This is a genomic window from Labrys okinawensis (assembly GCF_047345005.1).
Taxonomy (GTDB): domain Bacteria; phylum Pseudomonadota; class Alphaproteobacteria; order Rhizobiales; family Labraceae; genus Labrys; species Labrys okinawensis.
This window is the reverse complement of sequence record NZ_CP178864.1, coordinates 2664360-2688256: the sequence shown is the minus strand read 5'-3', so window position 1 is coordinate 2688256 and position 23897 is coordinate 2664360. Positions and strand designations below refer to the sequence as shown.

The 23897-nt window shown below is 62.9% G+C and carries 23 protein-coding genes; 6 read left to right on the top strand and 17 right to left on the bottom strand.

Annotated features, from left to right (window positions below; genetic code table 11):
- Positions 1–37: 37 nt before the first annotated feature.
- The 5 genes from ACMDCR_RS12555 to ACMDCR_RS12535 form a co-directional block, all read right to left on the bottom strand.
- Positions 38–1156, bottom strand: a complete 1119-nt coding sequence (locus ACMDCR_RS12555) for an ABC transporter permease (RefSeq protein WP_413992847.1) — start codon at positions 1154–1156, stop codon at positions 38–40.
- Positions 1153–2082 carry an ABC transporter permease gene (locus ACMDCR_RS12550; RefSeq protein WP_413992846.1) on the bottom strand — a complete coding sequence of 310 codons (930 nt, stop codon included), beginning with the start codon at positions 2080–2082 and terminating at the stop codon, positions 1153–1155. Before ACMDCR_RS12550 ends, ACMDCR_RS12555 begins: the two co-directional genes overlap by 4 nt.
- Positions 2072–2908: an ABC transporter ATP-binding protein gene (locus tag ACMDCR_RS12545; RefSeq protein WP_413992845.1), complete on the bottom strand. Its 837-nt coding sequence runs from the start codon at positions 2906–2908 to the stop codon at positions 2072–2074. The genes ACMDCR_RS12550 and ACMDCR_RS12545 overlap by 11 nt, the downstream gene beginning before the upstream one ends.
- 385 nt (positions 2909–3293) lie before the next feature.
- Positions 3294–4790 carry a CoA-acylating methylmalonate-semialdehyde dehydrogenase gene (locus tag ACMDCR_RS12540; RefSeq protein WP_413992844.1) on the bottom strand — a complete coding sequence of 499 codons (1497 nt, stop codon included), beginning with the start codon at positions 4788–4790 and terminating at the stop codon, positions 3294–3296.
- 160 nt (positions 4791–4950) lie between these two features.
- Positions 4951–6276 (bottom strand): aspartate aminotransferase family protein, encoded by a 1326-nt coding sequence (locus tag ACMDCR_RS12535; protein WP_413992843.1) that lies wholly within the window; start codon positions 6274–6276, stop codon positions 4951–4953.
- Positions 6277–6559: 283 nt separating this feature from the next.
- Here ACMDCR_RS12535 and ACMDCR_RS12530 point away from each other — a divergent pair, with 283 nt between their 5' ends.
- Together ACMDCR_RS12530 and rutR are read left to right on the top strand one after the other, a co-directional pair.
- Positions 6560–7111 (top strand): cupin domain-containing protein, encoded by a 552-nt coding sequence (locus ACMDCR_RS12530; RefSeq protein WP_413992842.1) that lies wholly within the window; start codon positions 6560–6562, stop codon positions 7109–7111.
- Between the two features lie 135 nt (positions 7112–7246).
- On the top strand, positions 7247–7885 hold the full coding sequence (gene rutR, locus ACMDCR_RS12525; RefSeq protein WP_413992841.1) for an HTH-type transcriptional regulator RutR: 639 nt from the start codon (positions 7247–7249) through the stop codon (positions 7883–7885).
- Between the two features lie 19 nt (positions 7886–7904).
- Here rutR and ACMDCR_RS12520 read toward each other — a convergent pair whose 3' ends face one another.
- From ACMDCR_RS12520 to ACMDCR_RS12485, 8 genes are all read right to left on the bottom strand, one after another.
- Positions 7905–8603: a DUF2182 domain-containing protein gene (locus ACMDCR_RS12520; protein ID WP_413992840.1), complete on the bottom strand. Its 699-nt coding sequence runs from the start codon at positions 8601–8603 to the stop codon at positions 7905–7907.
- Positions 8600–10099 (bottom strand): tyrosinase family protein, encoded by a 1500-nt coding sequence (locus tag ACMDCR_RS12515; protein WP_413992839.1) that lies wholly within the window; start codon positions 10097–10099, stop codon positions 8600–8602. The genes ACMDCR_RS12520 and ACMDCR_RS12515 overlap by 4 nt, the downstream gene beginning before the upstream one ends.
- Positions 10100–10381: 282 nt before the next feature.
- On the bottom strand, positions 10382–11071 hold the full coding sequence (locus ACMDCR_RS12510) for a ferredoxin (protein WP_413992838.1): 690 nt from the start codon (positions 11069–11071) through the stop codon (positions 10382–10384).
- A gap of 2 nt (positions 11072–11073) precedes the next feature.
- The gene (gene preA, locus ACMDCR_RS12505; RefSeq protein ID WP_413992837.1) at positions 11074–12393 is read right to left on the bottom strand and encodes an NAD-dependent dihydropyrimidine dehydrogenase subunit PreA; all 1320 of its coding nucleotides are present in this window, start codon (positions 12391–12393) and stop codon (positions 11074–11076) included.
- Between the two features lie 138 nt (positions 12394–12531).
- Entirely contained in the window at positions 12532–13866 is a 1335-nt protein-coding gene (locus tag ACMDCR_RS12500; RefSeq protein WP_413992836.1) for an NAD(P)-dependent oxidoreductase, read from the bottom strand.
- Between the two features lie 247 nt (positions 13867–14113).
- Positions 14114–14950, bottom strand: coding sequence for an anti-sigma factor family protein (locus ACMDCR_RS12495; protein ID WP_413992835.1), 837 nt, complete (start codon positions 14948–14950; stop codon positions 14114–14116).
- Positions 14947–15450: an RNA polymerase sigma factor gene (locus ACMDCR_RS12490; protein ID WP_413992834.1), complete on the bottom strand. Its 504-nt coding sequence runs from the start codon at positions 15448–15450 to the stop codon at positions 14947–14949. Before ACMDCR_RS12490 ends, ACMDCR_RS12495 begins: the two co-directional genes overlap by 4 nt.
- 86 nt (positions 15451–15536) lie before the next feature.
- Positions 15537–15812, bottom strand: a complete 276-nt coding sequence (locus ACMDCR_RS12485) for a bacterioferritin-associated ferredoxin (protein ID WP_413992833.1) — start codon at positions 15810–15812, stop codon at positions 15537–15539.
- A gap of 264 nt (positions 15813–16076) precedes the next feature.
- On the opposite strand from ACMDCR_RS12485, the gene bfr reads away from it, so the two are divergent.
- The gene (gene bfr, locus ACMDCR_RS12480) at positions 16077–16559 is read left to right on the top strand and encodes a bacterioferritin (RefSeq protein WP_413992832.1); all 483 of its coding nucleotides are present in this window, start codon (positions 16077–16079) and stop codon (positions 16557–16559) included.
- Between the two features lie 135 nt (positions 16560–16694).
- Positions 16695–18152, top strand: a complete 1458-nt coding sequence (locus ACMDCR_RS12475) for an FAD-dependent monooxygenase (protein WP_413992831.1) — start codon at positions 16695–16697, stop codon at positions 18150–18152.
- Between the two features lie 13 nt (positions 18153–18165).
- Here ACMDCR_RS12475 and ACMDCR_RS12470 read toward each other — a convergent pair whose 3' ends face one another.
- Entirely contained in the window at positions 18166–18657 is a 492-nt protein-coding gene (locus ACMDCR_RS12470) for an Lrp/AsnC family transcriptional regulator (protein ID WP_413992830.1), read from the bottom strand.
- A 132-nt stretch (positions 18658–18789) separates the two neighbouring features.
- Here ACMDCR_RS12470 and ACMDCR_RS12465 point away from each other — a divergent pair, with 132 nt between their 5' ends.
- The gene (locus tag ACMDCR_RS12465) at positions 18790–19425 is read left to right on the top strand and encodes a LysE family translocator (protein WP_413992829.1); all 636 of its coding nucleotides are present in this window, start codon (positions 18790–18792) and stop codon (positions 19423–19425) included.
- Positions 19426–19618: 193 nt separating this feature from the next.
- Here the strand turns inward: ACMDCR_RS12465 and ACMDCR_RS12460 are convergent, their stop codons facing one another.
- The 3 genes from ACMDCR_RS12460 to ACMDCR_RS12450 form a co-directional block, all read right to left on the bottom strand.
- Positions 19619–20101 (bottom strand): GreA/GreB family elongation factor, encoded by a 483-nt coding sequence (locus ACMDCR_RS12460; RefSeq protein WP_413992828.1) that lies wholly within the window; start codon positions 20099–20101, stop codon positions 19619–19621.
- A gap of 17 nt (positions 20102–20118) precedes the next feature.
- The gene (gene tal, locus ACMDCR_RS12455) at positions 20119–21093 is read right to left on the bottom strand and encodes a transaldolase (RefSeq protein ID WP_413992827.1); all 975 of its coding nucleotides are present in this window, start codon (positions 21091–21093) and stop codon (positions 20119–20121) included.
- Positions 21094–21259: 166 nt separating this feature from the next.
- A complete protein-coding gene (locus ACMDCR_RS12450; RefSeq protein WP_413992826.1) occupies positions 21260–21817 on the bottom strand; it encodes an REP-associated tyrosine transposase in 558 nt (185 codons plus the stop codon).
- A gap of 165 nt (positions 21818–21982) precedes the next feature.
- On the opposite strand from ACMDCR_RS12450, the gene recQ reads away from it, so the two are divergent.
- Positions 21983–23791: a DNA helicase RecQ gene (recQ, locus tag ACMDCR_RS12445; RefSeq protein WP_413993602.1), complete on the top strand. Its 1809-nt coding sequence runs from the start codon at positions 21983–21985 to the stop codon at positions 23789–23791.
- The last annotated feature ends 106 nt before the right edge of the window (positions 23792–23897 follow it).

Sequence of the window (23897 nt, the reverse complement as noted above, 5' to 3'; positions counted from 1 at the left end):
TTGTCGAGTTTCTTCTTCACTAAAGCCCTTCCCTGCGTCATGCGCGCCGGTAAGAGGGATGCCAAAATGTCACCACCCGTTCGATGACCGCGATAATGCCGTAGAAGATCGAGCCCGCCACCATGGCGACGGCGATCTCGGCCCAGACAATGTCGGTCTGCGACAGCGCCGCCTGGGTGTTGATGCGAAAGCCCATGCCGATGGTCGGCCCGTCGAGATATTCGGCCACGATTGCACCGATCATGGCGAGCGTCGAGTTGATCTTCAGGCCATTGAAGATGAATGGCATGGCAGCCGGAAGACGAAGGCGCGTCAGGGTCGACCAGTAGCTCGCGCCGTAAGAGCGCATCAGATCACGTTCCAGCGCGCCGCTCGAGGCCAGCCCCGCTACGGTATTGACCAGCATCGGGAAGAAGGTCATGGCGATTACCACGGCCGTCTTGGACGGCCAGTCATAGGTGAACCACCAGATCATGATGGGCGCGATGCCGACGATCGGCAAAGCGGAGACGACATTGCCGAGCGGCAACAGGCCGCGGCGCAGGAAGGGGATGCGGTCGGCCACCAGCGCCACCAGGAAACCGGCGCCGGAACCGAGCAGCCAGCCGAGCAGCGCCTCATGCAGGAAGGTCCAGACGAAATCGTGGGTAAGTGTATCGGAATAGCGGCCCATCGCCACGCCGATGGCCGACGGCGCCAGCAGGTTGATGGCGGGAATGCCAAAGCCGAGGACAATCCACTCCCACAGGAGGAGCAGTGTCAGGCCGAACAGAATTGGAGGAGCCAGATCCTTCCAGCGCGAGGTCTTGTTCCGGTCGCCGCTGTTGGCAATCGTGTCGACCATCATCCAGGCCGCCAGCCAAAGGCCGACGGCCATGGACCAGAAACCCCAGCCCGCGGCACCGCTCACAAAAGGCAGATGAACCGCAACTGTCAGGGCAGCCGCGACGGCGATCACGAGAATAAGAAGTACGATGGGCCAAGAGGTTCTCGATGGCTTGAGAACACCTGCCACCCCAAAGATGATCGCCGCGGTCAAAATAATTATCGAGAGAGGAAATGGTATTAAGATGCCGTCATCAGCGAGTGGCAGGAAGGCGCCGAGCGCGAGCAGGATACCAGCGACAAGCCAGCCGCGCGATTGGAAGGTCGTCATTCCGCCCCTCCCCGCACGCCCATCGAGACCAGCACCCGCCGTTCCACCAGCGCGATAATGCTGATCAGCACCGCCGAGAGCAGGGCCGCCGTGAAGAGCGCCGCCCACAGCACGAGGCGTAGATTGTTGTACTGGTAGCCCGCCAGGAGACGCGAGCCGAGGCCGCCCTGGGCGCCTGTCGGCATTTCGGCCACGATGGCACCGACGATGCAGCCGGCGATGGCGATTTTCAGGCTAGCGAACAGGAAGGGCGTCGCCGCCGGCCAGCGCAGCTTCCAGAAGGTCTGCCATTTGGAGGCGTCATAGGTGCGCATCAGATCGAGTTGCATGACATCGGGCGAAGTCAGCCCCTTCACCATGCCGACGGTAACCGGAAAGAAGCAGAGATAAGTGGCGATCAGCGCCTTGGGCACGAGGATCGGCAGGCCGAGCTTGCCGAGGATGGCATTGAGCAGCGGCACCAGGGCCAGGATCGGGATGGTCTGCGAGATGATCACCCAGGGCATCAGGCTTTTGTTCATCGAGCGAAAATGCACGATCAGCACCGCCAGCACGATGCCGAGCACCGTGCCGAGCACGAAGCCCGACAGCGCCGCGGAGAGCGTGATCAGCCCGTGGTAGACGAGGCTGCGGCGTCCCAGCGGCGGCTCAAAGAAGATGCCCTGCACCATCGCCGTGATGATCTGGTGGGGCGCCGCGAGATTGCCGTCCGGCAGATTGATCGCAGCGATGAATCGCTCGATCACGGAGCGGCTTGCCATGTCCGGCATGGCGCGCTGAAGCGCGCTCCCGTTCATCGGCAGGCAGGCGAGATACCACACCGCGAAGATGGCGAGCACCACCACCGTCACCGGCCCGGCCTTGCCGGCCATCAGGTGGCTCCAGAGCGAGGGGGCTGATCGGGCGGGCATAACGTCAGTCGTCATAGGAATGCCCCGCATGCAACCCGTCACGTACACGATGCGCCACCTCCTGGAACTCCGCCGTTTCCCGGATGTGGAGCGTGCGGTCGCGTGGGAAATTGCAGTCGATGATATCGATGATACGCCCGGGTCGAGGCGACATCACCACTATCTTGGTGGAGAGATATACCGCCTCGGGGATCGAATGGGTGACGAACACCACCGTCTTCCTGGTGGTGCGCCACAGATGCAGGAGCTGGTCGTTGAGCTTGTCGCGCACGATCTCGTCCAGCGCGCCGAAGGGCTCGTCCATCAGCATCAGGTGTGGATCGAAGCAGAGCGCACGGGCAATCGAAGCTCGCTGCTGCATGCCGCCGGACAATTGCCAGGGGAATTTCTTCTCGAAACCCTTGAGATTGACGAGTTCGAGGTTCCTGGCCGCCCTTTCCTTCTGCTCGGCCGCCGGAAAACCCATCACTTCGAGCGGCAGCATGACGTTGCGCTCGATGGTCCGCCAGGGATAGAGCGCCGGCGCCTGGAAGACATAACCGTAATGGCGCTGAAGCCGCGCCTCCTCCGGGGTCAGGCCGTTGACCTTGATCGAACCCGAGGTCTGGCGCTCAAGGTCGGCGATGACGCGCAGGAGGGTGGTCTTGCCGCAGCCCGAAGGGCCGATGAAGGAGACGAAATCGCCTTCATTGACGGTGAGGTTGACGCTGGAGAGCGCATAAACCGGGCCGTCGCCGGTATCGAAGGTCAGCGACAAATCCTCAACCGAGATCACCGGTTTGCCGGCCGGCGTTGTAGCAGCCGTGCCGTCAAGATCCCGATCCACGCCCTCAACCTGCATGCCGGCTTTACCCCTGGTTCTATCGAACGGTTACGGCTCGCTCGAGGCCGCTCCGTCCTTGCTTCCGACCGCCCGTTCACAGCAATGATCGTGCCATGTGCGGGAGAGTCCGTATTTTATCACGTTACCGCCTCCCTGCCCCGGTTGGAATATTTGAAACCGGCGACAAGGCGACTTGCATACGAAAAAAGAAAGGCCGCTACCAAGCGGAGCGGCCCTCTCGAAACCGGATGCTGCCCACAGTCAGCACGAATATTGACCGCATGGACAAAAAATAGGCAACCCTTTTTGGAATAAATACATTCCTGGGATCGCAGGCATCCTGCCTGCTCGTGGAAACGCAACGCCTGGGAGAAAGGAACGGCTGGGCGATCCCAGGTTTACCTCAATTCACACTGGGAAAGTTCAGGTTGACACCCGCGCGAATGCCCGTCGGCCAGCGCGAGGTCACCGTCTTGAGGCGGGTATAGAAGCGCACGCCCTCCATGCCATAGATCGAGTGATCGCCGAAAATCGAGCGCTTCCAGCCGCCGAAGGAATGGAAGGCCACGGGCACCGGCAACGGCACGTTGATGCCCACCATGCCGACCTCGATCGAATCGGCGAAGGCGCGGGCGGCATCGCCGTCGCGGGTGAAAATGGCGGTGCCGTTGCCATATTCGTGGTCGTTGATCATCTTGGTGGCGTGGCCATAATCGCGGGCGCGCACCATCGAGAGCACCGGTCCGAAGATCTCTTCCTTGTAGATCGACATGCCCTCGGTAACCTTGTCGAACAAGGTCGGGCCGATGAAATAGCCGTTCTCATAGCCCTGCAGCTTGAGACCCCGGCCATCGACCACGAGATCGGCGCCTTCCTTGACGCCGGCGTCGATATAGCCGAGCACCTTCTGCTGGTGCACTTTCGTCACCAGCGGCCCCATCTCGGCCTGCGGATCGGCAGCCGGCCCGATCTTGAGCTTCTGGATGCGGGGCAGCAGGCTGTCGATAAGTGCATCGGCGGTCTTGTCGCCGATCGGCACGGCCACGGAGATCGCCATGCAGCGCTCGCCGGCAGAGCCGTAAGCGGCGGAGACCAACGCGTCGGCGGCCTGTTCCATGTCGGCGTCGGGCATCACCACCATGTGGTTCTTGGCCCCGCCCAGGGCCTGGCAGCGCTTGCCGTTGGCGGCGGCGGTCGAATAGATGTACTGCGCGATCGGTGTCGAGCCCACGAAGCTGATGGCCTTGACGTCAGGGTGATGCAGCAGCGCGTCCACCGCCTCCTTGTCGCCGTTGACGACATTGAGCACGCCTTCTGGAATGCCCGCCTCGATCAGGAGGCTGGCGACAAGCAGCGCCGCGGAGGGATCGCGCTCGGAGGGCTTGAGCACGAAGGTGTTGCCGGCCGCGATGGCCACTGGGTACATCCACAGCGGCACCATCGCCGGGAAGTTGAAAGGCGTGATACCGGCGACCACGCCGAGCGGCTGGCGATCGTTGTAGGTGTCGATGGCGGGGCCGACATTGCGGCTGAACTCACCGGCGAGGAGATGAGGAATGCCGCAGGCGAACTCCACCACTTCCAGGCCACGCTGGACTTCGCCGAGCGCATCGGAATGGGTCTTGCCGTGCTCCGCGGAGATCGCCCGCGCGACCTTGTCGGCATTGGCCTCCAGCAATTCCTTGAACTTGAACATGTAACGGGCGCGCTTCAGCGGCGCGGTCGTCGACCAGGCCGGGAAGGCTTTCTTGGCTGCCTGCACGGCGGTGTCGACATCGGCGGCCGAGGAGAGGCCGAGCTCGCCGCTCTGCTCGCCGGTGGCCGGATTGAACACTGGCGCAAAACGCCCGCTGGTGGCCTCGACGGACTTGCCGCTGATCAGGTTGGCGATACGGGACATGGGGTTTCCTCATTGTTGGAGTCATCCCGGACAAGCTGCCGCATGCAATGCTGCAGCGCGGATCCGGGACCGTTGGCCGGTGAAGGCGCCGCATCCGCTAGCAGTCCCGGATCTGCACCGCATCACTTCGTGCTGCGGCTTGTCCGGGATGACACAGGGCTCAATCCAGCGTCTTCAGCACGTCGCCCAGGATGGTGACCAGTTCGTCGATCTGCGCCTTCGAGATGATCAGCGGCGGCGAGAGCGCGATGATATCACCGGTGGTGCGGATGAGCAGACCCTTGTCATAGGCGTTCAGGAAAGCCGAGAAGGCGCGCTTGGTCGGCTGTCCCTGAATCGGTTCGAGTTCAACGGCGCCGATCAGGCCGAGATTGCGGGTGTCGATGACATGCGGCAGCCCCTTGAGCGAATGTACGGCATCGGCCCAATAAGGCGCGAGTTCGGCAGCACGGGTGAGCAGTCCCTCTTCCTGGTAGACGTCCAGGGTACCGAGCGCCGCGGCGCAGGCCACCGGATTGGCCGAATAGGTATAGCCGTGGAAGAACTCGATCATGTGCTCGGGGCCGTTCATGAAGGCCTCGTAGATATGCTTCTTGGCGAACATCGCGCCCATCGGGATCACGCCCGAGGTGATGCCCTTGGCCACCGTCATCAGGTCGGGCGTGATGCCGAAATATTCAGCGGCGAACGGCGTGCCAAGGCGGCCGAAACCGGTGATGACCTCGTCGAAGATCAGGAGGATGCCATGCTTGTCGCAGATGGCGCGGATACGCTCCAGATAGCCTTTGGGCGGAATCAGCACGCCCGTTGAGCCGGCGACCGGTTCGATGATCACGGCAGCGATGGTGGAAGCGTCGTGCAAGGCGATCACGCGCTCCAGGTCTTCGGCATATTCGGCGCCGAATTCGGGCAGCCCACGCGAGAAGGCGTTGCGGGAGAGATCATGCGTGTGACGAATATGGTCGACGCCGGTGAGCATCGTGCCGAACATCTTGCGATTGGAGACGATGCCGCCCACCGAGATGCCGCCGAAGCCTACGCCATGGTAACCGCGCTCGCGGCCGATCAGGCGGAAGCGCGAGCCCTCGCCACGGGCGCGATGATAGGCGAGCGCCGTCTTGAGCGCGGTATCGACAGCCTCGGACCCTGAATTGGTGAAGAAGACGTGATCCATGCCCGAGGGCGTCAGCTGCACCAGGCGGGAGGCCAGGTCGAAGGCCTTGGGATGACCCATCTGGAAGGCCGGCGCGTAATCGAGCTCGGCGGCCTGCTGCTGAATGGCCTCCACGATCCTGGGCCGGCCATGGCCGGCGTTGCAGCACCACAATCCTGCCGTTCCATCCAGCACCGAACGTCCGTCAGCCGTGGTATAATGCATGTCCTTGGCGGATACGAACATGCGTGGATTGGCCTTGAACTGTCTGTTGGCCGTAAACGGCATCCAGAACGCTTCGAGATTGTTGGTCACGCGGGTCGGGGCATTCATGGGATTTCTCTCCGGAAGAAGCTGGGGCAGAAAGGCATTCGAAGCACCCCGGCTCGTTAAGCTGTGCTAGCTTTGCCTTGAATCTGAAACTTATGCCAACTCTTTGTTGTGGCACGATCATTCGCGATAACGCCTCAACCGTCGGCCCACATTTTATCCATAATGGCTGAATAAAAAACAGACGTTTTTTTCTAGAAATGGAATACGTTGATGGCAAAGTGAAATCGGCTGCGTTGTTCAGGATATTAAACACCCTAAACAGGCCCAAAAGCAGGAGGCATCGATGCAGAACGTCGACCTGGGTTCGCTGCTGAGGCGCGTGCGCGAAGCGCGCGGATTGTCGCAGCGCCAGCTCGCCAAGCGAGCCGGCATCTCAAACGCCACGATATCGCTGATGGAATCAAATGCGGTGAACCCGTCGGTCGGCGCCCTGAAGCGCGTCCTCGATGCTCTGCCGATCGGGCTGGCCGAGTTCTTTGCCCTCGAAGCCAATACCGGCCGCAAGGTGTTCTACCGGCAAGATGAACTGATGGAGATCGGCCGAGGGCGCATTTCCTACCGCCAGGTCGGCTCGGACCTGCGCGGGCGCGCGCTGCAGATGCTGTCGGAGCGCTACCAGCCGGGCGCCGATTCCGGCAAGGTTCTGCTGCATCACCAGGGCGAGGAATGCGGCATCGTCATCCGCGGTGAGTTGGAGGTGACCGTTGGAGACGACAAGACCGTGCTAAAGCCGGGGGATGCCTACTACTTCGACAGCCGCGAGCCGCATCGCTTCCGCAATATCGGTGAGACACCATGTGAGCTTGTAACGGCTTGCACACCACCCAGTTTCTGAGCGATGAAGGAGGCGTAACGGTTTTGCGATCGACGGGGCCGCCAGGAGTCGCAAGACGCGCCGAAGGAAAGAGCCGGAGCAAAGAAGCGCTTCCGCCTGAACGCGTTTTGCTCAAGGGGGAACTGGAAGAGCGTGATGTCCGACAATGGAGGCGCCGAGAGGCAGCGCAACAAGACCAAACTGGGTCTGGCCAACATCGACAAGATCCTGGACAGCGCGCTCTCCGCCTTTGCGACACATGGGCTGCGCGGCACACGCATCGACCAGATTGCCGAAGCTGCAGGCATGTCGAAGACCAATCTGCTCTATTACTTCCGCAGCAAGGACGCCCTCTACGAGGCGGTGCTGACTCGCACCTTGGAAGTATGGATCACGCCCCTGTCCGAACTCGACGCCACGCGCGATCCGTCGGTGGCGCTCTCCGCCTATATCAAACGAAAGCTCGAATGCTCCCGGCGCTATCCGGAGGCCTCACGCCTGTTCGCCATCGAAATCATGCAGGGCGCCCGGCATCTGAAGAATGTGCTGGCGACGGACCTGACCGAGACCGTGAAGCGCAAGTCAGCGATCGTCAATGGCTGGGTGGCAGAGGGAAAGCTACGCCCTGTAGAACCACATCACCTGCTCTTCATGATCTGGGCGACCACCCAGCATTATGCCGATTTCGCCGCCCAGATCAGCGTGCTCACCGGCAAGGACCTTTCCGACGAGGCCTTCTACCAGGAAACTCTGCGGAGCGTGACGGATACGATCCTGCGGGGCGTGCTGGCCTGAGCACGACGCGCGGCGTCACTCAGCCATAGCGCTCCACCACCATGAGGATGGAGACCGCCACCATCAGGGGCAGATGCGCGGTGGGGCTGGAAAGCGGAACCAGCATGAGCCCCGCGCATGCCCCGATACAGGGGAGGGCCACCGCCACGCCGAAGCGCAGGCTGCCGAGATCGGCACGCAGGCCGAAGGCCGGCAGCGCACGGCGCGCGTGGCACTGGCGCAGCAACTGCGCCCGCAAGCCGGTGGGCTGCCAGGCAAGGGCCAACACCAATGCCAGGACAAGGGCGGCGACCTCCCCGCCGGCGAGGATCCGCAGCAGCAGGGCCGCTGCCTGCAGGAGGCCGAGAGCCAGCATCCAAGCGAGGGCATAGGCCAAGAGGAAGAGCAGTGCCGCGCGCATGCGCCGCTGCGCTAGGCTACGGTCCCACACATGCATCAGCGACGGGGCTAGAAGCGGCGCCATCATCGCTGCCAGCATCAGGAGCCAAGATAGCATGAGCCAAGGCAGCAGCAGGGCAGCCGATCCATTGATCAACCAAACCGCCGCCATGATCGAGGAGACGTCCGACATCGCATCCCGGCCGGACGTGCAGAGCACCGGTATTTCGACGGTGGCATCGAAAAGCAGGAGCCCCAGCCATCCGAGCATGCTGGCGAGGAAAAGCGGCCAGAAGCGCCCGGCCACATAGTCCCGATAGACTGCCAGCGCCCGTGTCATTCGCTGGACTGTCTGTAGAGCGTGATCTGCCCGACCTTGATCTGATCTTCCTCGCGCACGTCCGAGCGGGGTACGATCGAAACCTCGAGCTCATCGAGATTGGCCTTGCTGAGATGCAGGGCATCGATCGCATTGGTGATCTCGAGCGTCTTGTTGAGGCCTCCGGTGCCGGCCGAGGCCCGCTCCAGCCCGAACAGCGATATAGAGCCCACCAGAGTGTGCTCGTCGCCGGCCCCGCTCCCCGGCCCATGGACGAAGACGTCGAAGATACCGGATCCGTCCTTGCCGGTAATGTTCTCCAGTCTCAGGAAGACCCGATCCGGTTCGCCGGGCGTCTCAGGCTGCAGCGCGCTGGCTGAAAAACTGTGGGTGAAGGATGTCAGCGGCCGCGGCGCCAGCTTGACGCGGGCCGTCGCCGTTTCGGGGCCGAGCGCGAGCTTCTTGTCGTTCGAGCCCATCAATTCGAATTTGCCACCCGCGGGCATGGCTTTGGGCCCTCCCTCCCCGGCGACGCTGAAGGTCTGGCGATGCGGCAGAATATCCTGCAAGCGGCGATGGCGCCTGGTAACACCCTTCAGCGGATCGGATGTATCGTCATAACTATAGCCGATCTTTGCCGTTGACAGAACGTCCTGCGGATTCGAGGAACGGTCCTTCTCATCCGGGCCGAAAATGGCAAAGCGCCGCTTCCTGGAAGGCCCGTTCAGCCAGTTTGCCTCGGTCGGGTTCCTGTTGGCCGGGTCACGCTGCAGCCAGACTTCCCAGAGCCTGTCGATATTGGCGTGATGCAGCCAGAAGATCGGATCGAGGGCGGCCAAGGTGGTGTAGGCCATCAGACCGCCGCGCCCGCCGAGCTGGCTATGCACGATATCGTGGGGCTGAGCCTCGATCAGGCCCTCGGTATCGCCGTGATCCATGAAGATCGTTCGGGGCCCGCCAACGCCCGCATTGGGGCCGTCGTCGACACCGACGAAATCGCCGTCTGAAAGTTGGGCCTCCAGCCGCACGGTGTCCCGATTCAGGGCGCGCGCTGAACGGGCCGCCACAAAGAGGGGATTTGCGGAACCATCAGGCATGGTGCGGGTGAGAAAGGCCGGCGGAATATTCAGCGCGCTCGGATTGCTCTGCGAGCTGTAGTTCCAGTAGGGCAATGCCCAATCGTCAGGGCCACCCAAGGCCTTGACGGCAGCGCCGACGATATCCTCGAAAGACAGCAGATAGGCCCGGTGCCACGGTAGGAAATACCAGGAGCCGTGCTGGCATTGCTTCCAGTAGAGATCCTGCTCGGCCTGGGGCGGCAGCGCCTCGCGGGCCTTCAGATAGCCGAGGCTCACCCATTGGTCGCGGTCGAAGTCATGCATGGCGGCAAGATAGCGCCAGCTTGCCTTGCGCGTGATCGGCCGCGGGCGCAGTTCCTTGATAGCCTTGGCATACCAGAGAACCGTATCGTTCCAGGTCGGCCCAAGACCGTAGATTTCCCGCCTCGTCCTCGCCACGTTCAAATCTCCCTGTTCAAGCCACTTTTCTTCAGCCGGAAAGCGCAAATTCAACGGGGGATATGTCAGCTAGTTTCTGCCGGGCGTGAGCCGGCACAAAGACAAGATGGAAAGACAGAAAGGATGGATGCCTGCCTGAATTCTCGAAATAGCTCCAGTGAATAGGATTGGTAAGACTTTCACGGCGACCATAATACTAGCGCATTCGCGTGAAACTGACGTGAATCTTCAAGGGCGACGCACGGGAAGACCTCACAGCGCTGCTTCGGCTTCCTCGGCGCATCAGTGCGCGGCCGTGAATGCCCTCATGTAGAACCCTGCCTCGTCGACCCCGTAGGCCAGGTCCGGCGCTACCCAGCAAGCCCGGCGGGCGAGACAGCCGCCGGTGAAGCACGTCACGCCCTTGACCGACTTCACATGCGCGGCACAGCGATCGACATCATAGTGGCCGGGGTTGAAAGCGGAGACAGGGCAGGCGCTTAGACAGGGTTTTGCCTCGCAGGTCTCGCACGGGTGCGCTCGCGCGACCCGCTCGGGCAGTTCGAGCCTTTCGCGAAAACCCAGCGCGCCGCGATAGCTGTGCCACAACCCATGGTCCGGATGGACATAAATGCCGAGCGGTGAGGCAAAGACGTCGTCACCCCGTTCCGCCCAGCGCTGGAACGGAAGATAGGGCGGCCCGCCGAAAGGATAGAAGGGGCTGGCGTCGAAATCCGTGGCGAGCGCGTCGACGATCCGCTTCGACCAGCGGTCGAGCGGGTGCGGCGCGCCATCACCGGCCTCGCGCGAACGTGCGAACGATGGCCATTGCCGGCCGCCGATCCATCCGAGCAGAACCAGCGTCTTGATTCCGTCCCCGTCCCGCCCGGCCGGTACGCCATCGCCCGGCTCGCAGTGAAAGGCGCCGCGCAAGGCCAGGCCCAGCGCGACGGCGGCTTGCTGCACTTGAGCGAGGGTCGTCTGCGCGGCCACGCTCACTCGGCCGGTTCGGCGACCTTGGCCCGCACGGCTGGATTGTTGGGATGTTCCATCCAGGTGCGATGCCCGCCGACGGGCTTGCCCGTGCGCTTGTCGACGCCCGAGGTCACCGGCGAGAGCGTGATGCAATCCTCGATCGGGCAGACCACCGCGCACAGGTTGCAGCCGACGCATTCCTCCTCGATCACCTCGAACTTGCGCATGCCGTCGACCATGTTGGTGATGGCCTGATGCGAGGTATCCTCGCAGGCGATGTGGCAGCGCCCGCATTTGATGCAGAGATCCTGGTCGATGTGGGCCTTGACGACATAGTCGAGATTGAGGTGCTGCCAGTCCGTGACCCTCGGGACAGCGAGACCCACGAACTGGTCGACGGAGGTGTAGCCCTTCTCGTCCATCCAGTCCGACAGGCCCGAGATCATCTCCTGCACGACCTTGAAGCCGTAGACCATGGCGGCGGTGCAGACCTGGACCGTGCCGCAGCCAAGCGCCATATATTCGACCGCGTCGCGCCAGGTCTCGATGCCGCCGATGCCCGACATCGGCATGCCGCGCGTCGCCTCGTTGCGGGCGATTTCGGAGACCATGCTTAGGGCGATCGGCTTCACCGCCGGCCCGCAATAGCCGCCATGCGTGCCGAAGCCGTCGGTGTTCGGCCAGGGGCGCATAGTGTCGATATCGACGGAGACAATCGAGTTGATGGTGTTAATGAGCGACACGGCATCGGCGCCGCCGCGCTTGGCGCCCTCGGCCGGCTTGCGGATATCGGTGATATTGGGCGTCAGCTTCACGATCACGGGCATGCGCGTATATTGCTTGCACCAGCGCGCGACCATCTCGACATATTCGGGCACCTGGCCCACGGCCGAACCCATGCCGCGCTCGGACATGCCGTGCGGGCAGCCGAAATTGAGCTCGATGCCATCGGCTTCCGTGTCCTCGACCAGTGGCAGGATCGCCTTCCAGGCCTGCTCCTCGCAGGGCACCATGATCGAGGCGATCAGGGCCCTGTCCTTCCAGTCCCGCTTGACCTGCTTCATCTCGCGCAGGTTCACCTCGAGCGGGCGGTCGGTAATCAGCTCGATGTTGTTGAAGCCCATCACGCGCCGGTCCTGGCTGTGCCAGGCGCCGTAGCGCGGACCGTTGACGTTGACGACAGGCGGGCCGGCCTCGCCCAGCGTCTTCCAGACGACGCCGCCCCAGCCGGCCCGGAAGGCGCGCACGACATTGTATTCCTTGTCCGTCGGCGGAGCGGAGGCGAGCCAGAACGGGTTCGGTGACTTGATGCCAAGGAAATTGGTGCTGAGATCAGCCATTTCGGTTCCTCCTCACGCGGCCTGCGGGAAGCATAATTTCCAGGCCGATCCTCCGGATCCTGCTGAAAATTATGCTTCTAATCAAAGATTTGACAGATATTCTCGCGCTGGATGTACTTCCGGCTCGAGAATATCCGTCTAGGATTTCAAGGCACGATCGATAGACAGGGCAGCCTGCTTGCCGTCCTCGACCGCGGCCACCGTCAGGTCCTGCCCGCCGGCCACGCAGTCCCCGCCAGCCCAGATGCCGGGCACCGACGTGCGGCGTTCCGCATCGACAGCCAGGCGGCCCTTCTCGAAGGTAAGCGGCGCGCCGTCGACTTCCTTCGGAAGGAAGGTCTGACCGATGGCAGTGAAGAGCTGGTCGCATTCGAGACGAAGCTTTTCGCCGGTACCGACGAGCTTGCCGTCCTCATCGCGTGTATATTCGAGCTCGACGGCGACCAGCTTGCCGCCCTCTGCATGGAGGCGAGAGGGCTTCAGCCAGTGGCGGATCAAGACGCCATCGGTCTGCGCCAGTTCCTGCTCATAGTCCGAAGCGTTCATCTGCGGCTGGCCGCGGCGATAGGCGATGGTCACGCTCTCCGCCCCGAGGCGCTTGGTCTGCGAGGCGATGTCGATCGCGGTCATGCCGCCGCCAACGACCACGATGCGCCGGCCGACCGGGAGGGAGGCGAGATCCTTGGCCTGTCGCAGTTCGGCAATGTAGTCGACGGCTTCGATCACGCCCTCGATCCCGTCCTCCAGACCGAGGACATTGGTATCGCCGAGGCCCACGCCGAGAAAGACAGCATCATACTGCTTCGCGAGATCGGCAAGCTGGACATCGCGGCCGAGGCGCTTGCCATGCTGGATGTCGATGCCACCGATGGCGACGATGTAGTCGATCTCGGCCTGGGCGAAATCGTGGGTGCTCTTATAGGCCGCGATGCCATATTCGTTGAGGCCGCCGGCTTTCTCGCGAGCTTCGAATACCATGACGTCATGGCCCAGCGTGGCGAGCTTATGGGCGCAGGCAAGGCCAGCCGGCCCGGCGCCGACCACCGCCACGCGCTTGCCGGTAGGGGCGCCACGCTTGAAGAGCTGCTTGCCCTTGGCGAACAGGTCATCGGTCGCGTAGCGTTGCAGGTTGCCGATCTCGACCGCCCTGCCCTCCGACACCTCCTTGACGCAGGCCTCCTCGCAGAGCGTTTCCGTCGGACAGACGCGGGAGCACATGCCGCCCATGATGTTAGAGCTCAGGATGGTCCTGCCAGCGCCGACGGTATTGCCCGTCATGATCTCGCGGATGAAGAGCGGAATGTCGATGGAGGTGGGACAGGCCTTGATGCAGGGCGCATCGTAACAGAACAGGCAGCGCTCGGCTGCGACCCTCGCCTCATGCCGGTCGAAGGCCGGATGGAGGTCGGAAAAATTTTGCGCCAGCGCGTCGGAATCGAGACGACCCCGCGCAATGTCAGGCTGTGCAGTCATCGGAACCTCTGGTGTGTATATTTTTTACCAGTTGATCAAATGAGGTCGCGGCTGTCAATCCTGTTTGGAAAAATTCCAGAGTGAGAATCTGCCGGCCTGAAGGGCTTGGCAAGCAGATTTTGTGCCAGAAGGTTCTCTATCCCAGGGAGCGTAATCGCTTCTGCTTTCGGGGCATCACTTTTGCCGGTCGTGGCGCGGGATCCCCTGGGACCGCAGGCGTCTCGCTATTCGACAGGAAGCAGTCGGGTCAGGCCGCCACCTGCTTGGCCAGGATATCGCCGATCTTCAGCATGATCTCGTCCGGCCCGTGGCCGATCACCATGTAGGAGCGCTTGGCGTCCGACCAGTAGACCACGTTGAAGCCCTTGCGCTGCTCGAGCTCCGGCTGTGTCACCGTGCCGGGATTGTTGGCGAAGATGCAGAAGGCGATTGGGCCGTTCAGCTCGTCGAAATAGGCGATCTCCACCAAGGGGGCATTATCGTAGTGAAAGAGTTCGACACGCTTGACCTCCTGCGCCGGCAGGGCGACCTGCTGGGGGGTCAGGGGAAAGCCAAGGCGCTTGGTCGCCACCGACAGGTCACGCTCGGTAGCGGCCGTGTCACCAGGCATTTCCAGCAGGGTCTGCGACGTCGTCAGCCCCCAATATTGCGCGACCTTGGTGCGCCAGGCATCAGGCGTCTCCTGGTCCGCCTCCTGGGTCGTCGGGCCGAGCGGCCACCATTGCACTGGCGTGTAATGGCCGATGCCGGCGCCCACCAGCAGGAGCGCGAGGCCGGCCGCGATCGCCGCCGGCGGCAGGTGCCAGGACCGGCGTCCGTCGTTATCGTTCGCCACCGGCGCCGGCACAGCCTCCAGGCTCTTGGCCAGCGTGGCTTCGAGCCGCGCCGTGGGAGCGTGGCCGTTCAGGACCTCGAAGCTCTCGCGGAAGGGCCGCGAACCGGCGGCCAGCGCCTCGAGCCGCGCCTTCAGGCCGGCGTCCGCGGCAAGGCGGCGTTCAAGCAAGGTCCGCTCCTTCGCCGGCAGTGCGCCGTCAAGAAAAGCGATCAAGGTGGCGTCTTCGAGTCCCATATCTTCCGTGCTCATGACGCTTCCTTGTTCAAATGGGCCAGCTTCAGCCGGGCCGATGACAGGCGGCTCATGACAGTGCCAATCGGCACTGCGAGCATCTGCGCGGCCTCGGCATAGCTGAGCCCCTCCCCGTAGACCAAGAAAACAGTCTCACGCAGGGCTGACGGCAGCGCCTGCACCTCCTTCAACACCTGTGCGGCCAAAATATTCGTCTGGAATTTTTCTTCCCCATCGAAAACCAGCACGGCCTCGGCTTCCTCGAGTTCGACAGGGTTGCGCACCCTGTTGGCGCGGATCTCATTGAGCCAGATCGAACGCTCGATGGAAAACAGCCAGCGGTCTAACCGCGTGCCCGGTTCGAACTGGCGAGCCTTCTCGAGCGCACGCAGACAGGTAGCCTGCACCAGTTCCTCGGCGACCTGGCCGCTGCCCGAGAGCACGAGGCCAAAGCGCCACAGCCCCGTCAAATGCGCGGCGAGGCCGTTGCGAACTTCCTGGTCACCGCTTCGGGGCATGAATCGCCTATGCAGACAACGCGCGGCATAATTGTGGCGATTGTTCCGGCAAACGCAATCGTTCGAACCGGTTACTGTTTGCGTTACTATTCAGCAGCGTCGAGATAGGGAACATCGCTATTGGCGACTTCAACGGCGATCTTGTGCAGGGCGCAATCAGCCTCGGCACAGTCATGGCAGCGCGCGGCAGCGCGAGCGTCGGCAAGAATCTGCCGAACCGTGATGAGGCAGCGCCCGCATTCCGGCCCGCAGCCGAGGCAGCGATAGGCGTCGGCGGCCGAACGCGGACAGCCAGGATCCTCGCTGGCGAGCGTGCTGGCGAAATCCTCATCGGTCAAAACACGGCAGGAGCAAACGATCATCTGAAAACGATCTTGGGGTTCGGCCAAAGGCAATGACTGGATTTGATTTGTACGCATGCGCGCTCGTTGTCAATGGCCCGGCGAAACAATAGAATTGTTATAAATCAGTAGTTTAGAACCACACTAAACTATGCCGCCCCTGCCCGGATTTCGCCATCGCGCCACCATGAATCCGCCTTTGTGGGCACCGGATTTTTATCTCTTGCCATCTTTTAGAATTATTCTAATTTAGACTCGTTCAATTCAAGTAGGAGAAACGCTCCCATGAAGGGCGACAAGAAGGTCATCGACTATCTCAATAAGGCGCTGCGCAGCGAGTTGACCGCGATCAATCAATTCTGGCTGCATTACCGCATCTTCGACAATTGGGGCCTGCTGGGCCTGGCCAAGAAGTGGCGCGCCGAATCGATCGAGGAAATGCAGCACGCGGACAGGATCACCACGCGCATCCTCTTCCTCGAGGGTTTTCCCAACATGCAGACGCTCGATCCGCTCCGGATCGGCCAGACGGTGAAAGAGGCGCTGGAATGCGACCTGGCCGCCGAGCGTGACGCCCGCGCCCTCTATCAGGAAGCCGCCGAATATAGCCGTACGGTGAAGGACTTCGTCTCCGAGAACCTGTTCAAGGAACTGATGACGGACGAGGAAGGCCATATCGACTTCCTGGAGACCCAGCTCGACCTCATCGAGCGCATCGGCATCCAGAACTACTCGCAGAGCCATCTCGGTGGTTTCCCCGAAGAGTGAGTCGAGGGGCGGCCGAAAGGTCGCCCTCTCCCAGGACTGCTCTTTGCCATGTGGCGGGGTTTGCCTTTCTTCCGTCCGGTCTAGCGAAAGCACCGGAAACCGGTCACTATCGTGCCACGGGCTGGAGCAAGGCACATGGTGGATATTCTTGTTGTCGGCGCAGGCCCCGTGGGGTTGACCATGGCCGCCGAACTGACGCGATACGGCCTGGCTGTCCGCATCATCGATCGCGCCGAGCATCCGACCCAAACATCCAAGGCACTGGTGATCTGGAGCCGCACGCTCGAACTCCTGGATCGCGCCGGGGCTGCTCCACCTTTTCTCGACGCTGGGTTGCGCGCCCATGGTGGAGCAATCCGAAGCGGTGGCACGCTTCTCGGCCGCGCCCGCTTCGATCACATTGCCAGCCCCTATAATTTCGCGCTGATGATCCCGCAGAGCGAGACCGAGCGGCTCTTGACTGCCCATCTCGCCAGCCTTGGCGTGAACGTCGAGCGGCAGCTCGAACTCGTCTCCTTTTCGCAGCGGGCGGATCACGTCGAAGCGCACCTTCGCCATGTCGATGGGCGAGAAGAGGTCCTGTCAACGCCTTGGTTGATCGGATGCGATGGTGCTCACAGCGTCGTCCGGCACGGGCTGCGTGTCGAATTCCATGGCTCGGCCCAAGGCGACGACTGGATGCTCGCCGATGTCCGCCTCGGCGGCGAGGGAGCGCCGGCGACGGACGAGGTCGCCACCTTCCTGCATCGCGAAGGCCCCCTGGTCGTGTTTCCGATACCCGGCGGTCGGGCCCGTATCGTGGCAGTCATCGGGAAAACGGATCCGCAAAATCCGCGGCCGGATCCGACGCTCGCCGACGTGCAGGCCATGGTGGATGGGCGCTGCGGCGCAGGCATCCAGGTGACCGATCCCGTCTGGCTCTCGACGTTCCGCATCAACGAGCGCAAGGCATCCAGTTACAGCCAGGGACGGGTCTTCCTGGCAGGCGATGCGGCCCATATCCACAGTCCCGCCGGCGGCCAGGGCATGAACACCGGCATGCAGGACGCCTTCAATCTCGCCTGGAAGCTCGCAATGGTTGCTCATGGCCAGGCCAGCCCCTCGCTGCTGGACAGCTACAGTCCGGAACGCAGCGCCGTCGGCAAACTCGTGCTGCAAAACGCGAGCCGGATGACCGATATGGCGACCCTGTCGCCTCCCGCCGCGCAAGCCATTCGCAACATGGCGCTTCGCTTCCTGCTCGGTCTCCACGCGGTGCAGGACAAGCTGAGCAGCACGATGAGCGAGACAGACATCGCCTACGCCCACAGTCCGCTGTCCGAGGGCCCGGGAGCCGGCAACCGTCTCGCCCCGGAAGACTATGACGGGCCGCCGCCCGGGAGCGGAAACAGGCCACGCCTGGTGCTCATGACCGCCGACACCGAAAAGGGCGCAGCCCTGGCCACCCGTTTCCCGGATCTTCTTGAGCCCGGCCCGCGCAGGCCACCCGATGCGGCCCGGCTGCTGGTCGTCCGGCCCGACGGCTATATCGGCCTGTCGGCCCGTCGTGGCGAATGGAACAAGGCGGAAGCCTATCTGAAGGTGTTTGCCTGATCAGGCGCGGCCTTCAGCCTTCCGGTTCCACGAAGTGATCGAGCGGCAGCGGACCGTGGGCCTTGATGGTCTGGATGGCGAAATTGCTGCGGATATCCGTCACACCCGGCAGCTTGAGCAGCTTTCCGATCAGCAATCGTTCATACCCCGCAAGGTCCGGCACCGCCACCTGCAGCAGGAAATCCGCCTCGCCCGAGACGAGATGACAGGAGATCAGTTCCGGTAGGGCGAGTACCGCTTGGCGGAATCTATCGGCCGTATCATCGCGATGACGCTCCACCTTGACGCTGACGAACACCGTCAGCCCCAGCCCTATCTTCTCGCGGCTGAGCAGGGTGCGGTAGCTGTCGATCACCCCCGCCTCTTCCAGGAGCCGGACACGGCGCAGGCATGGCGACGGTGATAGGCCTACTTCCTCTGCCAGTTGCACATTGGTCAACCGCGCGTCGCGCTGCAGGGCGGCGAGAATCCGCCTGTCGATGGCGTCCAGTTTCAATCTTGGCACGATCACGCTCCATGATCATCCGTGTTGGATGTTTCTGCTAATATGGCATGCTTCCTTGATATAATACGCAAGGACATGCCTGCCTCCAGGGGGTAGATTCTATTCCTGACATATCTATCGCTGGAGGAAGCAATGGCTGACCTGTGGATCTTCATCGGTGCCTTGACGGTGGCATATCTCGTTCCCGGACCGGACATGATCCTGCTGCTCGATACGGGAGCGCGGCAGGGCCGGAACCATGCCCTGGCTGCCGTCATCGGCCTCGCCTTGGCACGCGCGGCACATGTGACGCTGGCCGTCCTCGGCCTGGCCGCTCTCTTGAAAACCGCCGCCTGGGCCTTCGAGATCGTGCGGATCTTTGGTGTCGCCTATCTCATCTGGATCGGCATCAGCATCTTCCGTGCTTCATCGCTGACGCCGGACCTCAGGGGCGTGGCGCAGGACACCAGGCCGCACGGCTATGCCCACGCAATCCTGCGCGGCCTCATCACCAATATCTCCAATCCCAAGGCGCTGCTGTTCTGCTCGGTACTGCTGCCGCAATTCATCCATCCCGAGCTCGGCAATGTCGGCGGCCAGTTCGTGCTGCTCGGCGCCATCCTGGTCGTGGTCGGAATCGGCTTCGACTGCTTCTACGCCCTGGCCGGCTCGACCCTCGGCCGCTTCCTCGCCCGCCACCGCACGGCTGCCGCCGCCCAACGCTGGGTCTTCACCAGCCTGCTGCTCGGCTTCGCCGCCAGGCTGGCACTCGCCCAGGGGCCACGGTAACCTGGGAGCGCGGACGTCTCGTCCGCTCTTGAACCACGCCTTTATACGAGAAGGGTGCCGCCTCAGTCGTTGGTGGTGCCCTTTTGGATCCTGTCCCCGCATGAGCTTCTCGGATTCTTCCGAAACGCTATCGTTTCAAGAGTGGATCGTCCGACACTCTCTTGAGTGTCGTCGGACGTCCGCGTTCCCAGGACTAGCTCTCCGGCTTCGCGTCGATCCCAACGATCTCCGCACTTTGGGGACCGACCTTCACTTCCTCACCGATCTCCTTGCCGAACAAGGCTCTCGCCAGCGGCGCTAGGTGGCTGATGCGGCCAACGGCGGCTTCCGCCTCGTCTTCGCCGACAATCCGCCAGGTCTTCTCCTGCCCATCGGCATACGCGAGCGTGACCGCCATGCCGAAGCGGATACCGGCAGCGGTCGCGGCGGGTTCGACCAGTTCGGCCGAGGCACGGCGCGCAGCCCAGTAGCGAATGTCGCGGGAGGCGTTACCCATGGCGATGCGGTCGCCAGCGGCCTCGGCGGCCGCAAATGCGTTGCGGGCCTGGCGGAGATCGGCTTCGATCAGGGCCAGGCCGCGCGCTGTCACAAAATTGCGTTCGGTGCTGACGGGCCTTTCGGGAAGGACATGTGCGTCCTCCCCTTCCTGTCCGTCGCGCGTGAAGGCGCGACTCAATGCCTTGCCTTATGCGATCAGGCGGCTTGGGCTGCCCCTTCGACGCGCTTGGCGATGAGCGTGCGCAGCTTGCCCAGATCCTTGGCGAAACCACGGATGCCCTCGGCAAGCTTCTCGGTCGCCATGGCGTCTTCGTTCATGGCCCAGCGGAACGCACGTTCGTCGATCTTGCTGGTGGTCGGCCTGGAGGGATGCGCGTCCGGCGAGAGCTTGCGCACCAGCGTGCCCTGATCAGCGTCGAGCGCCTGCAACAGGTTCGGCGCGATGGTGAGGCGGTCGCAGCCCGCCAGCGCTTCGATTTCGCCGGTGGAGCGGAAGGAGGCGCCCATCACCACGGTCTTGACGCCGCGAGCCTTGTAGTCGGCATAGATGCTGCGCACCGAAATGACGCCCGGATCTTCTTCCGGCGTAAAGGTATGGCCATCATTCTTGACGTGCCAGTCGAGGATACGGCCGACGAAGGGCGAGATCAGGAACACGCCGGCGTCGCCGCAGGCGATCGCCTGGGCCTGCGAGAACAGCAGGGTGAGGTTGCAGTCGATACCCTCCTTCTGCAGCTCCTCGGCAGCGCGGATGCCCTCCCAGGTCGAGGCGATCTTGATCAGGATGCGATCGTGCGAAATGCCGCGCGACTTGTAGTCGGCGATGATGGCATGGGCCTTGGCGATGGTCGCCTTCGTGTCGAAGGAAAGGTCGGCATCGACTTCGGTCGACACGCGGCCCGGCACGAGCTTGGTCAGCTCGGAGCCGAAGGAGGTGGCGAGGCGGTCGGCGATGGCGGCAACCACCGCTTCCTGGGAGCCGCTGTGCTTGCGCCCCCAGCTCACGGCCTCTTCGATGATGTGGTCATAGGCCGGCATCTCGGCGGCCTTGAGCAGCAGGCTGGGATTGGTGGTGCAGTCCACCGGTTTCACCGCCTTGATCGATTCGATGTCGCCGGTATCGGCGACCACGACCGTCATCGCGCGCAATTGCTCGAGTTTCGAAGCCATCTCAATGTATCCCTCTTCTAAGACCTTGCTAGCGTTCCGGGACAGAACAATAGCGATGCGCCCCGCCTCCGTCATCTCAAATTAAAGAGTGGCAGTCCCTGACTACCATCTTGGAAGCAGCGCATTTACGGCCGAGGAAGATGGCAGTCGGAGACTGCCACTCCAATCATCGCCTTCCCCATGCGCTGGACCAGCGCCACTCCCATACATTGCCACAAAGTCCAGCAGAAACGGGATTACGCTCGATATAATTGAGGGTGTTCGTGAATTGCTCTTCATAGCGCATGTAGCGATCGAAGAAATCTCGCTGCCAGAACGGCCCGCTACGTTGGAGCAGTCGGTTGGCTCGAATTGCGCTATGCACCTTCCAGGACCTCACAATGTCAGAAAGAAGCTGGCCCTGATCGGGTTCAAAGAGGCAGTGCACATGATTGGGCATGATGCACCATGCCCACATCCTGTAGCGCTGAAGATGGAAGGACAGCAAAGTACCCTGCACAATGTCTGCGATTTCTGGCTTGGCCAACCAGCACGCCCCCCTTCCCTCGTCGAGTTCACCCTTCAGCCGCCTGCGAACCTCGGCTGACGTCTCATCGCTTCGAGCCACATAACTTGGCAGGCTGTCGGCCAATCGAAATGTCACGAACTGAACCCGCTCGGGCGAATCGAAATGTGGCAACGCGCGGTGTTGATACCAGCCACGATGCTCCTTGCTCTCATCCATGCAGACATCCTATTAGAACAACGTCCACCGTCACCATCTTACGTTACGGTATATCTGGAAACGCGCGATGTGGAGTGGCAGTCTCCGACTGCCATCTTCCTTGTCCCAAGCGTTTTCGTTTCCACGCATGGCGGTCGGAGACCACCGCCACGAGGAGCTCCCGCCATCCCCGCCACCTTCAAAGACCCTCTGGCCGTGCTCAACGACGTCTTCGGCTATGCCGCCTTCCGAGGCGAGCAGGAAGACGTCGTGCGTCATGTCACTGATGGCGGCGACGCCGTGGTGCTGTTTCCGACAGGCGCCGGCAAGTCGCTGTGCTACCAGATCCCGGCGCTGTGCCGACGCGGTGTCGGGATCGTCGTCTCACCGCTGATCGCGCTGATGCGTGACCAGGTCGAAGCATTGCGCCAGGCCGGCGTCTGCGCCGCCGCTCTCAACTCCTCGCTGTCGCGCGAGGAGTCCTACCAGGTCCGTCGCGACCTGATGGATGGCAAGCTCGACCTTCTCTATGTCGCGCCCGAGCGCGTGGCGACGGCCGGCTTCCAGAACCTGATCGCTGATGCCGACATCGCCCTCTTCGCCATCGACGAAGCCCATTGCGTCAGCCAATGGGGTCATGATTTCCGGCCTGAGTACCGCGATCTCAACCAGCTGGCAGAACTTTTCCCTGGCATCCCGCGCGTGGCGCTCACGGCAACCGCCGATCCCGTCACCCGTGCCGATATCATCGAGCGACTGGGCCTCGGCGACGCGCGCGTCTTCGCCACCAGCTTCGACCGGCCGAACATCTCCTACACCATCGTCGAGCGCGACAATGCCCGCCAGCAACTGCTGGCCTGCCTCGCCCGTCACAAGGGCGAGAGCGGCATCGTCTATTGCCTGTCGCGTGCCAAGGTGGAGGACACCGCCGGATGGCTCAATAGCCAGGGCATCCGGGCCCTGCCCTACCATGCCGGGCTCGATGCCGCCGTGCGCAGCGCCAACCAGGACGCCTTCCTCAAGGAGGAAGGCCTCTGTCTCGTCGCAACCGTCGCCTTCGGCATGGGCATCGACAAGCCGGATGTGCGCTACATCGCCCATCTCGACATCCCTTCCTCGGTCGAGGCCTATTACCAGGAGACCGGCCGCGCCGGGCGCGACGGCCTGCCCTCGGAAGCCTGGATGAGCTACGGCATGGCCGATGTGGTGCAGCGCCGCCGCATGATCCAGGAGGGCAACGCGCCCGATGCGGTGAAGCGCGTTGAACTCGGCAAGCTCAATGCCCTCCTCGGCATCTGCGAGACGGTGGATTGCCGGCGCAAGGCGATCCTCGCCCATTTCGGCGAGGCTCACCCCGGCCAGTGCGGCAATTGCGACACCTGCCTCTCGCCGGTGGAAAGCTTCGACGGCACTGAGGCCGCCATCAAGGCGATGGCCGCCGTCTACCGCACCGGCCAGATGTTCGGCGCCGGCCATATCGTCGACGTGCTCACCGGCAAGGTGACGGAGAAGGCGCAGCGCTTCGGCCACGACAGCCAGCCGGTGTTCGGCGCCGGCAAGGACATGGACGCCAAGACCTGGCAGTCCGTACTGCGCCAACTCACCGCCGCCGGCCTGATCGCCATCGATCACAACGCCCACGGCGCCCTGACGCTGAGCGAAGACGCCCGCGCCGTTTTCCGCAAGGAGCGAACGGTGACGCTGCGCCGCGACCGTCCGCGCAAGACGACGAAGCAGCTGCGAGCCCAGAAGGCCACCGGCGACCTCGCCCCCGCGGACGAGGCGCTGTTCCAGGCCCTGCGCGCCGAGCGCAGCCGCCTTGCCCGAGAACAGGGCATCCCACCCTACATGGTCTTCGCCGATACCACGTTGCGGGCGATGGCGACGCAACGGCCCGGCAACAGGGCGGAATTCCTGGCGCTCTCGGGCGTCGGGCAGGCCAAGCTCGACCATTACGGCGCAGCGTTCCTGGCGGTTCTGGCCAGCCACGGCTGAACTGTCACGACATCGTGGGCCTTTTCAGGCAATCTTGCTCCCCATTGTGATTCCCCGCACGAAGCGCATTTGCGCGCGCTTGACCTCCTCAGCAATTTAAGTTAGC